The following is a 14,660-nucleotide window of genomic DNA, read 5'->3' as shown; positions in this document are numbered from 1 at the left end:
CGGGATACGTATATCTTTTTTTGCGTCTCCTTTTTGTTATGCCAAAAAGGAGAGAAGAGCATACGAAGAATCGTTTTTATGCTGTAGAAAGAGAGCAAAAAGAAAGTCAATAAAAATAACAGATGTATAGGAGGAAGCCCCTCTGCTACTTAACGCCGGGCTTCCGCCGGCGCACGTGGTATGGGCGCAATGAACATGATCGAAGTTGGAGAACGAGTAGCACCGCAAATGGAGAATCTCGAGCTTGCCTTGAGTCAACAAATTGAAGACGCTTTGGGTTTTGAAGTGCTCATGTTCCAAGGCCCATTTCATCCGAAGCTTTGCCGATGGATATTCAACTGGTTCATCTTGCAAGGGTTTGCCCTATCTCACCGGACCGTTTGCCGCCGTGCCGTCGCCTTAAAGAAGTCAGTTGGCGACGGTATCCGCCGGCAGTATGTCGTCTGGCTCGGGTATGAACACCCGCAGGAGAATACCCGCTTTGGCTACTTTGAATTCGGTGTGATTCAAGGGCAGCAGCTCGATCCGGATGACTGGACTCCCGCTCCTCGGAGCCGTTGGGTCATAGGAGACTAATGACAATGGCGAACATAGGAGCAGAGCTCAGGAAGTTCCGCGGCAACATGAAATTACGGGAAGCAGGTCAAAAAACCGGACTCAGCTTCACGTACGTTGGCTATCTCGAAAAAAACAAGCGGATCGGCAGCAATGCCCCCATAAAGCCATCCCCGGATACGCGGATGTGCTTTTCCAAGGCTTACGGCGTGCCCTTTAGGACGCTCATGGAACTTGCGGGGTATTGGGGTACTTCTATAGAGGGTGACTCGCCGGATGATTTGGACAAGTGCCATTCCAAGTGGCAGATGAATCTTGACGAACTGCTTATTTCGTCGCCGCTCACCTTCGATGGTGTGCAGCTGTCCGATAAGCAGCACGAAAAGATTCTCTGCATGTTTGAGATTGTACTGCGCTAATCCGAAAACAATAAATAAACCAACCAAAGGAGGGAGCTCCGCTATAACCACGGCGGGGGCTTCCCCGATGGTTATATGAGCGAAGTGATATGAAGATTGATAAGCCAGGAAAGCCGGTTGTAAGTGGAGCAGCATCCCACTGCTTTCGCTGTATTCGGATCCTTTGTTTCGAAGGAGAGTCTTTATGAACCTTCACTTTAAACGTAAGGCTGCAGAGAAAGAAGCCGCATTTTTCCGAAAACACGGAAAGATAGGGTATACCTTCTTCACGGTGAAAGGAAACCGGCCGAATGTCGTTCAAAAAGTCACGGATAAATACATTTACGTTCAAACCGAGAAGGGGGCATCGGCCAATCGCGTCCCACGGGAAAGTCTGCGTAAAGCGCTCGCGATTCTTTTTTACAGGAGGGTAACGACGCTGAAGCAGCTGATTCAGGTTAACTCCTTCTCAAGTGCGCTGGCAGCAATGATCAAGGCCATCATGATCGATATCTGCAAAGTGCTGTTTACGAATACAGGTGCCGTGCGGTTAACGCTCCGGGGCTTGCGTTACTTTTTTTCCGGTCTTTCTAAAGGGCCTGACGACGTTCGGATTGTGAAGGAAAATGGGGGCCACTTCGTGCTGCTGAATTACTTTACCATCCGATCAGACCCGACAGATAGCTGGAAGAAAAATTTGCAAACGCTTGGTTTTAATTACCACTGTGTCATCCTAGACCCCGGCGAAAAAAGTCTTTATGACGCCATGAGCAAAAGGAAATCCGTCAAGCCCATCGACATCGACGAGTATGCTGCATTTGTGGTTCGGCACTCCGACATTATCTATCAGTATTTCACGCTCGATAAGATCGGGGACCCGATTACAACCAGACGGAATACGGAATATCTGGAGAGGGCGGTCGGTCGCAAGCCGATCCCGATATACCACATTCAGAATTCTCTTGATGTCTTGGAGGAATACGTCAACGAAGGACATGACGTCATCGCGATCGGAGGAAGTGCATTGAGATCGGTCAGTCATCGGAAAAGAGTCGAGGCATTCGATGCCATCTTTTCCCGCTTCGGCGACCAAAATTTTCACGCCCTCGGACTTGGCTCCATGAATCTGCTGCTTCGTTACAAGTGGTTTTCGGCTGACGCTAGTTCATGGTTGGGTGGGCGAATTTTCAGGCGGCTTATCACGATCGTGGGTGAATATAAAGCTCCAAGCTGGATGTCTGCGGAGGAAGCACTTGGTTTAAACGTCAGGTCGTTTGCTGCCCTCGAAGAACGGTATACGGATTTACAGATCGATTTTGATATGCTGCCGCCGTCACTGGCGTAGGCGTAGAGGCGATAAATAACGGGGGGCGCCGCAGCCCCTTTCCATTCGGGCCCTCTGCGGGCTCAGAGGGGGGGCCTTGCCTTTCATCGACTCGTTGGAGGGGATAAGGCAATAAATCAAACAGAAGGCTCTTATGAGCGAATTAAAGGTTGAGTCGCAGCCTAATACACCGAAGCCCCAGGTCGACAAGTCCGGGCACTTCTTCAAGGTTGCGACGGCAGGATTTTTGGTTTTAGTGATTCTCATCTTCACCCTTGCTGGCGCCAACTCCACGCTCGATTCCGTCTTCCCAGGATTGTTCGAGTGGTGTTTTGTGAAGCTGCACGGCATCCTTGTTTACTTTTTCGTAGCGGGAGCGGGTTCCGCACCTAAGCCAGCCGTTACCTATAACTCCAAGGAGTTTTTCCTTGCCGCTCTGATTATCATTTTTGCGGCAATTGGTGCAAAGCATGCCATAGGGAAATGGGCGCTGTGGATTTGTAGCAGGGAGAAGGAGAAAGGCCCGCTTTATTCGTGGCTGCCCAATTTTCTCTATTCGGAGTATGCTGTGGAGCGGTACAAGCTGGCCAACAAGGATGAAGAAATCAGCAGATTGCAGAAAGAAACGCAGGAGATCGAGCAGGAGAATCAAACGCTGAGGCTGTACATAGCCCAGTTGAAAGAAGCAGTTAATATTTCGCTGCGAGATCGGCGGCTTGTACACAACCTCGATAACCTGATTGGAAAGTGCTATGTCATGGCTGCCCAAGTCTTCTCGACGAGAAAACGAGACGATGGTCGGATCCGGCGGTATTTAAGCCAAATCTGCTCCGAAATCTGCAGTACTACCATTGATCCTCAGAACAACAAGCACGCTTACATCTTTTTGCGTGACTTTGCGGATGAAAAGATGGTCATAGTCGGCGAATGCCGGAGCGGGAGCAACCTTGAAGGCACTTTGAAATTTAAGAAAGGAGAAGGCTTTGTCGGGCGCGTTTGGGAGAAAGGCGAGGAGCTTTTATATACCGACATCTCGTCTCAAGCTCATGACATCATTGTAAAGAAAGGCGAGAGAAGATATAATAGTATTGCAGGAGTGCCTTTAAAACACGGAGATGAAGTGATTGGTGTCGTTGTCGTATCTTCTCAGCAAGCAAATGAAATTAGTGAAAATGATTATGACAACATCTCAAGGTACCTGAATATTATTCAATTGGCGCTGCTGATTGAATTCTCTCAATTTATTCCCAAAGGTGGTGACGAGTATGAATCGCTTGCTCGCTTACTTCAGCAAAAGGAAACCGATGGATCTGGCCTCGCTGACCAAGGAGCTGAAAAACATTAACGAAAATCCGAATATGGATAGCGAGCTTCGTCTAAAGATAGTCCTGAGCAATATCGAGTTAGCACAAGGGATTATGTCCGTCCCGCGTGAACGAAAAGTCTAATCCTATACCACAAGCAACCTCTTGGCTAGCGCCAAGAGGTTTTTTTGAACGCTCGGATGATAAGTTATATATATTTATATTTTAAATATAAACGGCTTGTTAACCAGGAAGGAGGGCCGGGAGATTGTCCGGCTCTTAAAGGTTCAAGTGTTTGCGAATAATAAAGATTTAGACCGAACAATAAAGTATTAGACTGAGATAATAAAGTTGTAGACTGAACACCAGCGCTGTCTACGGCAGCGGGCCCGAACCAACTGCAGCTCGCGCTCCTGGATATTCCGNACCGAACAATAAAGTATTAGACTGAGATAATAAAGTTGTAGACTGAACACCAGCGCTGTCTACGGCAGCGGGCCCGAACCAACTGCAGCTCGCGCTCCTGGATATTCCGGATGAAGCCCGGCTTGCGATCGGTGTGCGCCGGTTACGGCGGCCAGCCCGAGCAGCAGCTGCTCGCACGCTCCTGGTTGTTCCAGATGAAGCCCGGCTTTGTAATCGGCGCGTCGGTGGCCCCCCGAGCGGCTGCAGCTCGCACCAGCGGAGCAGTCTAATACTTTATTATCTAATTTTTTCTCATAACACATCATAATCTCGCGTCAGTCTAAAACTAATTTTTTAAAAGCTGACGATTTTCCGATACAAAAACCGCGGCAAATCTGCAACATTAGTCTAATACTTTATTTTTCATTGACATCAAGAGGAAGCGGTAATCTCAACAAAGTCTCATGTTATTAGCAGCATTTACAGCCGCAATAATTGATGCAGTACAAAAATAAGTAGATATCCGATTCCTCCTGGAGACGGCCAGACTACGGTTTACATACTGAAGGGGGATCGGTGCGCGGCTGCGCCCGCCGATTGCTTCGGACGGCGCGGGGCGTGAGCGAGATGTCTACCGTGTCATTCCGCCCGGGGGCGGTTCGGGTGTACGGTGTACACGCTGCACACGGCGATTACTCTGGACGACAGCGGGGAGAACTCGGGATGCTTAACGAATAAATATGCCGTGGGCGAGACTGTGCCAACGGCATACGTGCTGCAGGCAAACCAACGTGTGCCGAGCGACGAACCGCCGATTGCTTTGGACGGCGCAGGGGCGTCCCGAGCCGCCTGTATACGTGCTGCACACGGCGGCACCCGCCAGTTACTCATAACGTCAGCGGGGTGCATGCAGGATGCTTGCCGAATCATTCCACCCGAGGACGGCCGAGCCGATGGCATGCTGCCGACGAACTGCCACGCAGCGGCCTCGGCCGCCGGATTGCTCCGAACGGTAGCGGGAAAGACACGGGATGCTTAACGAATCTTGCCGCCCGGGGAGTGACCATGCCGATGGTATACGCGCTGCAGAAGAACCGTCACGAGGCGGTGCCTCCTGGTCGTCCGGGCGGCCGCGGGGAGCACGCTAGGCTTACCGAATCAATCCGACCGATGAAGCCGTGCCGACAGGATACGTGCAGCCGGGGATTGGCCCGCGGCGGCCGCCGTGTGCTCCGGAATGAGCAAGCGAGATGCTTCCGAATCCGCCCGGGGACCGATTCTTCTGGACGGTGCTTACCGAATCATTCTGACGGAAATAGGCCAGGCTGACAGGATACGTGTTGCAGGCCAAACTCCGATGTCAGAAAAACATAAACTATTAGACTAGGAAAATAAAGCTGTAAACTGGGATAATAAGGTCTTAGACTGACAAGCAAGGGTGATCCGGTGCATATGGTCGCCGGGCAACTACGCTGTAGCTCACGATCCTGGTACTCCCGGTGCGATCCGCGATCGGGCAGCGTACCGGCGACGGCGGTGGTCGGGCGGCTGCGCTGCAGCTATCGCTCCTGGTTCTTCCGGAGTAAAATCCGCAGTCTAACACTTTATTTTCTGACTTTCAGCTTTCTCAGTACCATCCTCATATGTCAAGTCTACAACTTAATTTTCAAAAACAGCTGCTTTTCAAACTCAAAAAACCACTCGGATCCTACAATTCCACTCTACTACTTTATTTTCTTATTACAGCCACGCGGCGGAGCCTCCCGCTGATTCTCTGGACAGTTGTCAGAAGAGAATAAAATATTAGACCGTGTGAATGTAAAGTTGTAGACTGGCGCGCCAGCGGCGACCAGCTTGAGTAGCTGCAGAACTCGCTCCTGGTTTCTTCTTATGCGATCCAGCGAAGCGATCGGCCCCGCAGGCAACGGCGGACGGTTGTCAGCAAATAAAAAAGCCTTAGACTGGTGGGCAAGCCAGGCGTTGCGGCTGGATGGCTGAGCTGCAGTTTGCTCTTCTGGTTCTTTCGGTGCAGGGATCCGCGCAAAGGCAGCGCGCCGGACAGCTGCGCTGCAGGCTCATACTCCTGGTTCTTCCGCACCCGGCGACGGCGGCGACCGGGTCGCTCTGCGGAGTCTAATACTTTATTTTCTGGTTTCGTCTTTTGACGCACTTTAATCGCGGGGCCAGTCTAAAACTTGTTTTCGTTTGCTGGCGATTTTGAATCCAAAAAAACGCGTCAAGAGTTACGGGTCAAATACTTTATTTTTTTTCGAAGCCAGCTGAAGTCTCACGGAATCAGTTTGTCGGCATATTCGATCAGGGTCAATAAATACGGTTATTCAGATTTTATAGTTGACTTCCGTTTACGGTCATATTAAAATCAAACTAATAAGTCCGTTTACGGACATCATGGGAGGGAGAGGAAAGAATGTCTGATTTCAAGTTGGTAGATGGTGAATTTGTTTATATTGGGGAAAGAGATGTTCCTGCCAATCCAGAAACAGAAATTTACTACTTTGAAGATAAGAAATACAAAGCTCACTATGATATCAAATCGGAATTGTGGAATGCTTCAATGATGCCAGACCAGACTCTTAAAGAAGCGTACAAAGTTATTGGATCTTATTATTTGAGACAGGATGCGATTGACCGTATACATGAGCAAATTGCATACTATGCAAATAAAAATAAAACCATTTTAATTAATGATAATAATTATCAATTTCCAAATGAACTTCGTCCATTTCATGTTTATACTGAAGGTGGTCATGAAGTCCAATGTATTTTAAAATGTGACTTAGAGAGGCACCCTGATATTGAAAATGAAGAATTAATTTGCAAAATTCCCATTAGGGCAGCTATAAAATATGGCTTTGAAATAAAAGGAAGTTACCTAATTGTTAACTTACAAAGAGAAGTCGAATTCCCCTATAGAATTATCTATGATAATGATATGTTTGATTATTAGACGATTTTCAGATTTTCTAAGTCATGGTAAACAATCTCCTCTTCATCAAGATATTTCATAAAAAATACAATCGGGTGATTTTAATGACTAGCAATTCTCATTTCAAACATATCGTAAGTACAAAAAAAGCATCAGTTATCTTCCAAAAAACAGAGCGTCAAATTCGTCGATGGTGTAAAGACGGAAAACTTGAGGCCCAGCTTCTTGATTCTGATGACCCTAAATCCCCGTGGATGATCTATTTGCCACCTGAACAGTACCCTCCAAAGTGAGGGTATTTTATTTTCTGTTCTTAAAATGGTAATTAGCGTCCCTCCACATGTTCCATCGAATTTTAAATCCGGGTTGGTGTTAGTTTTAGACTGCCGCGCCGTTGGCCGGCCCTGGCGACCGCTTCAACACCCAGATGCAAACGGACGCGCAAACGGCGTTCCTAGATGCGGTGTGCGCTGCGGCCAACGTGAAGTATCTCCTGCAGCTCATTTAAAGAAAATACCGTTCAGCTCGATGCCCATTGTTTGTCCAGAAACTGAAGCGCCTGAAGCGCCAGCGCCGGGCGATCGGTCTTTGCCATCAGCTACGAGGCGGCTATAAGGGTGATACTTGGTGATTGTCTCGCGGTCGGACGCTGCGGGGCAACAGCATACGAACTGCAGGCGTACCAGCGCACGGCGGCGGCACCCAATAATTCAGGACGGCAGCAGGAGACAGTCGGGGCTTGCAGGATCATTCTCCGGGCCGGGCATATGTGAGGCAGTGACCACCTATTGCTTAGAGGGTCAGCGTGTAACTGGCGGGGCGGGGCGTGCCATTTCTTTCTGCTGAAAATAAAAAAACTGGCAGAGCTAGGTGCGCCGGAAAGCGTTAGGTAGATCATCGATGATCGGCGGTCCTAGATGCGAGGCTCGCGGCCGTGGCGGTCGGTAGCTGCGCTGCGGACCCACACCCCCAGGTTCTTTCGGATGCGATCCGTACACGAGGCGGCGCGCCGGTGACGGCAGCGGCCGGGCAGTTGCGCTGCAGCTCACGCTTAGTTCTTTCGGCGTGGGATCCGCGCAAAGGTGGAGCACCGGTGACGGCGGTCACTCTGCGAGTCTAATACTATTTTGTTCGAACATCTGCAAATCAGTGAGTACACTTCTGCGATTTATAATTCTATCAGAACCGACTGATGCTCACGTTTTCACAATTTTTTTGATTATTGCTAGATTTTTGGCACCTCTGCAACCCACAAAGCACACCTCTACGACCCGTTATGGACACCTCTATAACCCATTACACACCTCTACAACCCGTTCAACACACCTCTGCAACCCATTACACACCTCTACAACCCATAAATCCCACCGCTACAACCCGTTTGCCAGCCGAAGAGGGAGCAGAAGGTAGAATGACGCTTTTTGAATTATATGCGGGCGGACTATTCGATTAGCCATGTAAGAGAGACCGATGGTAAGAACGCTGAAAAGCCAAAGCCAACTCCAACCCCCATTTGGATTCCATATATTTTTTTTTTCTTTTTTGATAAACCCTCTTTTGAGATATGAATACTTCTCCTTTGTTTCTGTTTGAGATAATCATAAGGCTGACAACATTCGAAACTGAGAATGGTTCAGCTTACTCCTGTAGGAGCGCATGCTTTAGATTTTCGACCATCGAGAATAGATTAATTGTCGTAGACAATTCGCCAGAACTATAATAAGCTGCGATTGCAGCTCGACACTTCTCGATATGTTTCTGAAAATTTGGATAGAGGGCCAGCCGGTCAGAAGATTGGCAGCGATCAAGAACCATCTCATAGTAGGCTATTTTCTCATCCTGACTTTTGGAAAGAAGAGAGCTTGCAGGATTCGGTCGAACGGTCCGGGCCGTTGTGCGCGGCTGATAGGAAGTGGCAGCCGCTTCGTCCATGAAGACCCCAGTAGAAGAGGGGAGAGAATTCAAGATAGCGCGTTCCCGCTCCGCCTGCTCTTCCACTTGCCGTTTCACCATTGCTTGCCGTAACTGCTCTGCCTCGTATTGTCCCCGTACCCGCTCCAAAAACTCCTCAATTCGTAATCGCTCGTCTGCAGATTGCCAACCAAATTCGTTTCTGTCCGGCAGCAACGAAAATAAATGTTCAAACGTTAAAATCAATGGCGCATGCTGTGGCGTATAACCCCATCGGATCGGTTCGCCCATCAAGCTTTTGATTGGAGCAATACGAATGAGGTCTGCTTGTAGATCATTAATCCGGACATAAGCCAGCGTAGCTACTGTGATCGGTTGAATCGTTTCATACTGGGAAGCGAGCGGCAGGAAGTGTGTCGAACCATAGGAAGATAGACATCGTTCTAAGGCATCTGCCCAAGGTTTATCATAACTGCGGCCTACCAGGTTTACGATCTCCCCATGGTATAGCGAAAGGAAGGGCTTATCCGGATGTGGAGCGTACCATTCGTGATCAAATAGAAAGATTGGATCGAAACCTTCATCGACATAAGCCTTCCGGCGTTTCTCAATTGCGCGTTGATAGGTGATGTCGCTACGGGACCCTGTAATATAATCGATAGCGAAGGTGTGCCCGCTCCTCAGTGTAACAACAATATCAGGAATGAGTTTGAGCTTCCTCTTCAGAAAGTAACCGTAGCATACTTCCGCACTATGAATGGCCAGTTGTCCCTCGATGAATGTTTTTATAATCGACTTCCCGATGTGATGCTTGTGCTCATTTTCTTTTCCATCTCTGCTGCTTCGATATTGCCGGTGGTTTTCAGAGCTTACGCACTCTTCTTTGTTCTTATGCCGAAAAAAGCAAACACGGCTTTCATCTAAGACAAGATCCACCGGCTGGTGGCAGCAGCGACAAAGGAAGCCGCCCTTAAGGGATATCTGCCGATATTTCGCATTTAATTTGTCGACAATAGCAGGCCAAGTCATGCCATCTGCAAGGAGATCCCGGCGTTCTTTTTCGATATCAACTTCTTGGGATAATAGTTTCGCTACTTCCATGTATACCACCTCAAATTCTATGTATTCGTACTAGAATATAAGATAAATACGACATAACTGCAGTTCATAGTTCTTTTCCGGATGAAGTCCTGCATTTACGTCGGCGCCGGTGACGGCTGCCGGCTCGAGCAAGTCTATTCCTGAAATAACTGCATTTCATCTTCTGGTAGTGCCGCGTTACCGGCATGAGCGCTAAAACTTATCTTCATCACCATTCCAGTGTCAGAAGAAAATAAAGTATTAGAGATGCCCGCGGCGCGATCGGCGTATCCGGCTACAGCGGCCAGCTCCTCAACTGCTGCATCTCGTATAGCCAACCGGCCGCCAGCAGGGGCTAGCGGCTAATTTGAGCGACAGAATAAATAAAGTATAAGGCTGCCGCTGCTAAACCAATGCGGAATAGTATGCTCTTTAAAAGGACTGAAAGTAAGCTTATTATTCTTTCCAATTTGATTCACCTCGCTCTATATTTTACCATGAACAGGAAAATGGAGGAGATGTGAAATAAAAGACTATCATATTCTGGACTTGGAACGTTTCATGGTTTCTGGGACTGGAAATGGACATAGAGTTGCAGATGGACAAGCTTTGAACGTTCGGTTGCTAAAAACTACCCTTTGCTTTCTTATAATGGTAATGTACGGCTAAGGCCGGAACACTATCGAAAGGGTGTTGAAAATGAAACACAAACTAAACACATATCTACAAGAAAATGCAATCAAACTTATGACCCTCCAGGAAACGGTCGCCGAAGTGACCGAGAGACTACGAAAAAAAAGGTTAGATGCAAAGCAGGAGGAAGGTAAGGTGATATACACATGGCCAGACGGCATAATCAATCATAAGCATTAATCGAAGCAGAGCTGTAGCTCCCGGGTGCGATCCACGCTCGGGCGGCTGCGCTGCAGCTCACACTACCGGTTCTCCCCGGATGAGATCTACGTTCGGGCGGCATGCTGGTGACGGAGGTGGCCGGGCCGCTACGCTGCAGCTCTCGCTCTTGATTCTTCACGGTGCGTTCCGCGGAGTTCCGCGAGTTTAAAACACTTTATTTTCTTATTACAACTGCGATAGCGGCTAAGGACTGCTGCCAAAAGGTGAGTTTTGTGCTTGAGAAGCTTGTAAAGCTGCGATAAGATAGCCATAAGAACGAGTAGTACCTTACGGGCTTTTCTCTATACCGTAAGGTGGGCAGCCGGTTAGAGGTCATACTACATTATTGAAACACTTTCATATATTCTCGTAATCAAAGGATTGAGATAAATGAATGATAAGAAGCAAGTTATACCTTTTTCGCCGAAACCCCAGCCGCTAAAGGATAAATCGCAAAAAGAGCTTATCCAGGAACGAAGAGAGAAGCGGAACGCATGGGTTAAGAAGATGTTGCGAAAGGAATGAGGCTACGCTTGGCCCAGATAGGCGGGGTTGTATTCCACATTTCGGAAAGACATGCAGGCGAACCAACGGGTGCCGAGCGACGAGTTGCCTGTATACGTGCTGCGCGCGGCGGCGTCCGCCAGTTACTCATAACGCCAGCGGGGTGCATGCAGGATGCTTGCCGAATCTTTCCACCCGCGGACGGCCGAGCCGATGGCATACATGCTGCCGACGAACTGCCACGCAGCGGCCTCGGACACCGGATTGCTTCGAACGGTAGCGGGAGAGACACGGGAGGCTTAACGAATCCACCAGGGGAGTGACTATGCCGACGGCATACGCTCTGCAGGCGAACTGCCGCGCAGCGTCCTCAGCCACCGGATTGCTTCAAACGGCAGCGAGGGAGACGCGGGATAGTTAACGAATCCTGCCGCGATGGCATACGCGCTGCAGGTGAACCGCCACGCGTCGGCGCCCGCTGGTCGGACGGGCGGCCGTGGGGAGCAAGCGGGAGGCTTGCCGAATCATTCCGACCGATGAAGCTGGGCCGACGTGATACGTGCAGCCGGGGGATTGGCGCGCGGAGGCGGTCACCGTGTGCTCCGGAGTGAGCAAGCACCATCCAGAAGAATCATTCTGACCGCAGTCTATGACTTTATTTTCTTTGAACAGTATGTAAATCTTCTTATTATGATAACCGCCTCTCAGTTCTTTGCTTCGATAAAATGTGACCACTCGAGTGAAAGTTTATATGTGATGGACCCTGCTAGGTGATGCCTGTGGAGGTTAAAGACGTTCTGACGATTACGATTGGCTTTAGTTCGCTTCTTATTACGTTTCTGACGCTAGTTGTGACCATCGTCATAGCACTTACTCAAAACAAAAAGAAATAGACCATACCTTATCGGGGGCGATCTATTTCACTGACTGACTACTTTAAAAGCTTATCGCCTTTGAAGCGGCCTATTGTGCACTTGGAGCCGTGCAGCAACACGGCTCCCCCACTATTTGTTTTAATCATACTATTGTTTACTTATTCCTTCAAGAATTAATCTTCATAATCAGAATGTACGACGGTTAAATAGCACTTGGATTGAACCACTCTAACAACGAGTGGTTCATTATCTTAATATCGCATAATTTACCCCCATTTAACATTTTTTTACCGCTTAATCATCGTTCTGTCTTTTTTATTATAACTTCTTTAATTAATTCATTAAATTTAAAACCTCTTTTTCTGTAAGCATCCCATGTGTATGTATTATTATCTTTTGCCCAAGCATCAAATTTTTCAATATTAATCATGTTATCAATAAAATTAGCGATAACATCTAAAGCATGATTATCATTAATTGTCACAGGTGTGACCAATTCAGCTTCTTGAATGGCCGCATAAAATGAAAAAGAGTGCATTCTTGATTTAATTACTTGCACTGAAGGAACTTTTCTACCCTTTGCTCTTTGTTCTTCTACCCAAGATAAATATATTTCTTCACTTATGTTGCCTTTTGCATCTTTTGCTTCAAGAATTGCTTGTACACAATCCTTTTTTGAATACATTTTTGTTTTTTTTACAGAAGTCGGCTTTAATTTTGCAGCACGTTTTGCATCATTAAATCCTTCAAAAGCATTATTGATTTCGTAAAGGCTTGGTCTGGTTTTTTTGTCTAATTTTCTCCATTCTAAATATTGTGTCGATGTGATGTCTCCACCATATAATTTTGCTGCTTCAACCAGAGCATTAATGATATGTTCTTGTGTACCCCGTTCCGAATTTGATTTTCTGGAGATCGCAGCAAGTTCCCGCCACTTCTTCTTTGACTGAGAAACGATAGATTGTGAACTACTTTTTTTATTTTCTCTCGCCCATTGGTCATATGTTCTTATACTTGGAAAATAACCAAAATGATTTATAGCCTCTTCCAAATGTGAAGGGAGATATTCTTCTACCTCCAAGTTATTTTCCTCCATTTTCTATTGAAAAGTATAACCCATTTTAAAACTGAATCGAAATCAAGCTTTTCGGCAGCATCTGAAGTTGCTTCTTGATTAACCTTCATTGAACTCATCTCCAATCTTTTTAATTTTCCGAACACAACTTCCATGCCCTCTTCTGTAACAACCCAATCTCTGCCTAACTTCCTAATTGTAATATAAATTAAGGAAGTATGATGGGAAAGACCACATCGTCTTAAATCTTTCGTAAAAGCAATGCCTGCTCACTTCTCCCGAGCAGGCATTGCTTTTCTATGGATCAATCATTTCAGGAATTCTGAGTACTTCCCTAGCCGTTTCATAAGCTCTGCTCGCGCAACATCTCTGATTAGAACAAATTTGTCCTCGTAGCCACGACAGATGTATTTATACCTCAAATTCGAATCGATCATTTCATCCTCAATCACCTTTATATTCCGTTCTTTCAATAGCTTCCGTACTGCGTAAAGATCGTTTGTTATGTGGTTTTGAATGATATTTGCTGCTTTAACGAAGATTGTTCTCAGGGAGTAGGAGCTGCGATCTATTTCCTGTTTATTCTTCTCAACGATTGAAAGTAACATCGGCAATAAAATGAAATCCCGGATTGCTTCTAACTCCTCTTTCGTGGGCATTGAAGTTTTAGTGTGCTGTTGGTGTCTTTGCTGAAGTGCAGCGCTATGTTCTGGCGACATGAACTTCGTACTCCATCTACCGTTTCCATCAAGTAATTTGCTCACGCGTAATGTCCCCCAATCATGATTGCCCTTTCTTTGGCTTGCGCAGTTTCGAGCAGAGAAGAAGCCCTAAGTATGGCTGCACTGCCGAATCTGTCCTTAATACTATCCTGTGCTTTTGCAAGCCTAAGATTCCTTTCAATATCCTCAAATAGATCGAGTTGATATGTGCTATCATCGGTCAATTGTGAGAGGTCAATGGCTAGGTGTGTGATGGGATCACCGTTCCAATGTTTCTTGAACAATTCGCGTGCAGCTGAAACAACATGATGCTCTAAACAAGTCGGCGTCGGAATTGTCATTTGTCTCGAAAATCCTCTTGTCAACGTTCCGACGCCGACTGTTACGACGCGGCCCATGCTATTGTGGCGCCTGCTTGTTCGGCATACTTCAATCACCAATTCTATTAGCAGCGGCTCAATGTCTTCCATTGTTTGGTAAACCTGTGATCGCACAGTACGGCCTCTTGTAATCGACTTTGGCTTCGCAAAGGCCCTTGCCATTACGGGACTTGGATCGATTGTATCAGTAAAAAAATGTGCATTTTAATATGTGTACATAATCGTCACTACTTTCCCTTTACTGTAAGGCAGTCAGACACAATTTTACTTTTAATGACAATGTACA

Annotated in this window: 13 protein-coding genes; 8 read left to right on the top strand and 5 right to left on the bottom strand. The window is 47.2% G+C overall.

The window, feature by feature from the left end; genetic code table 11:
- Window positions 1-189 precede the first annotated feature (189 nt).
- From AC0LWT_RS36305 to AC0LWT_RS36280, 6 genes are all read left to right on the top strand, one after another.
- On the top strand, window positions 190-576 hold the full coding sequence (locus tag AC0LWT_RS36305; protein ID WP_474686691.1) for a hypothetical protein: 387 nt from the start codon (window positions 190-192) through the stop codon (window positions 574-576).
- A complete protein-coding gene (locus AC0LWT_RS36300; RefSeq protein ID WP_474686690.1) occupies window positions 576-974 on the top strand; it encodes a helix-turn-helix domain-containing protein in 399 nt (132 codons plus the stop codon). The genes AC0LWT_RS36305 and AC0LWT_RS36300 overlap by 1 nt, the downstream gene beginning before the upstream one ends.
- Before the next feature lie 184 nt (window positions 975-1,158).
- Entirely contained in the window at window positions 1,159-2,298 is a 1,140-nt protein-coding gene (locus tag AC0LWT_RS36295; protein ID WP_474686689.1) for a hypothetical protein, read from the top strand.
- A gap of 133 nt (window positions 2,299-2,431) precedes the next feature.
- Window positions 2,432-3,622 (top strand): GAF domain-containing protein, encoded by a 1,191-nt coding sequence (locus AC0LWT_RS36290; RefSeq protein ID WP_474686688.1) that lies wholly within the window; start codon window positions 2,432-2,434, stop codon window positions 3,620-3,622.
- Window positions 3,623-4,656: 1,034 nt separating this feature from the next.
- The gene (locus tag AC0LWT_RS36285; RefSeq protein ID WP_474686687.1) at window positions 4,657-5,025 is read left to right on the top strand and encodes a hypothetical protein; all 369 of its coding nucleotides are present in this window, start codon (window positions 4,657-4,659) and stop codon (window positions 5,023-5,025) included.
- A gap of 1,389 nt (window positions 5,026-6,414) precedes the next feature.
- Window positions 6,415-6,954, top strand: a complete 540-nt coding sequence (locus AC0LWT_RS36280; RefSeq protein WP_474686686.1) for a hypothetical protein — start codon at window positions 6,415-6,417, stop codon at window positions 6,952-6,954.
- A 1,617-nt stretch (window positions 6,955-8,571) separates the two neighbouring features.
- Here the strand turns inward: AC0LWT_RS36280 and AC0LWT_RS36275 are convergent.
- Complete coding sequence (locus AC0LWT_RS36275) at window positions 8,572-9,945, bottom strand: competence protein CoiA family protein (protein ID WP_474686685.1); 1,374 nt, start codon at window positions 9,943-9,945, stop codon at window positions 8,572-8,574.
- Between the two features lie 1,551 nt (window positions 9,946-11,496).
- On the opposite strand from AC0LWT_RS36275, the gene AC0LWT_RS36270 reads away from it, so the two are divergent.
- A complete protein-coding gene (locus tag AC0LWT_RS36270; protein ID WP_474686684.1) occupies window positions 11,497-11,625 on the top strand; it encodes a hypothetical protein in 129 nt (42 codons plus the stop codon).
- Window positions 11,626-12,095: 470 nt separating this feature from the next.
- Window positions 12,096-12,215, top strand: a complete 120-nt coding sequence (locus AC0LWT_RS36265; RefSeq protein WP_474686683.1) for a putative holin-like toxin — start codon at window positions 12,096-12,098, stop codon at window positions 12,213-12,215.
- Between the two features lie 280 nt (window positions 12,216-12,495).
- On the opposite strand, the gene AC0LWT_RS36260 is transcribed toward AC0LWT_RS36265, so the two are convergent.
- The 4 genes from AC0LWT_RS36260 to AC0LWT_RS36245 form a co-directional block, all read right to left on the bottom strand.
- A complete protein-coding gene (locus tag AC0LWT_RS36260; protein WP_474686682.1) occupies window positions 12,496-13,278 on the bottom strand; it encodes a hypothetical protein in 783 nt (260 codons plus the stop codon).
- Window positions 13,269-13,469 (bottom strand): helix-turn-helix domain-containing protein, encoded by a 201-nt coding sequence (locus AC0LWT_RS36255; protein ID WP_474686722.1) that lies wholly within the window; start codon window positions 13,467-13,469, stop codon window positions 13,269-13,271. The genes AC0LWT_RS36260 and AC0LWT_RS36255 overlap by 10 nt, the downstream gene beginning before the upstream one ends.
- Before the next feature lie 111 nt (window positions 13,470-13,580).
- The gene (locus AC0LWT_RS36250; protein ID WP_474686681.1) at window positions 13,581-14,036 is read right to left on the bottom strand and encodes a YhjD family protein; all 456 of its coding nucleotides are present in this window, start codon (window positions 14,034-14,036) and stop codon (window positions 13,581-13,583) included.
- Window positions 14,033-14,536: a DinB/UmuC family translesion DNA polymerase gene (locus AC0LWT_RS36245; RefSeq protein WP_474686680.1), complete on the bottom strand. Its 504-nt coding sequence runs from the start codon at window positions 14,534-14,536 to the stop codon at window positions 14,033-14,035. The genes AC0LWT_RS36250 and AC0LWT_RS36245 overlap by 4 nt, the downstream gene beginning before the upstream one ends.
- Between the last annotated feature and the right edge of the window lie 124 nt (window positions 14,537-14,660).

The sequence above is a fragment of the Paenibacillus sp. sgz302164 genome, from assembly GCF_056120505.1.
The sequence above is the reverse complement of the archived record's forward strand: the minus strand, read 5'-3'. Positions and strand labels throughout refer to the sequence as shown.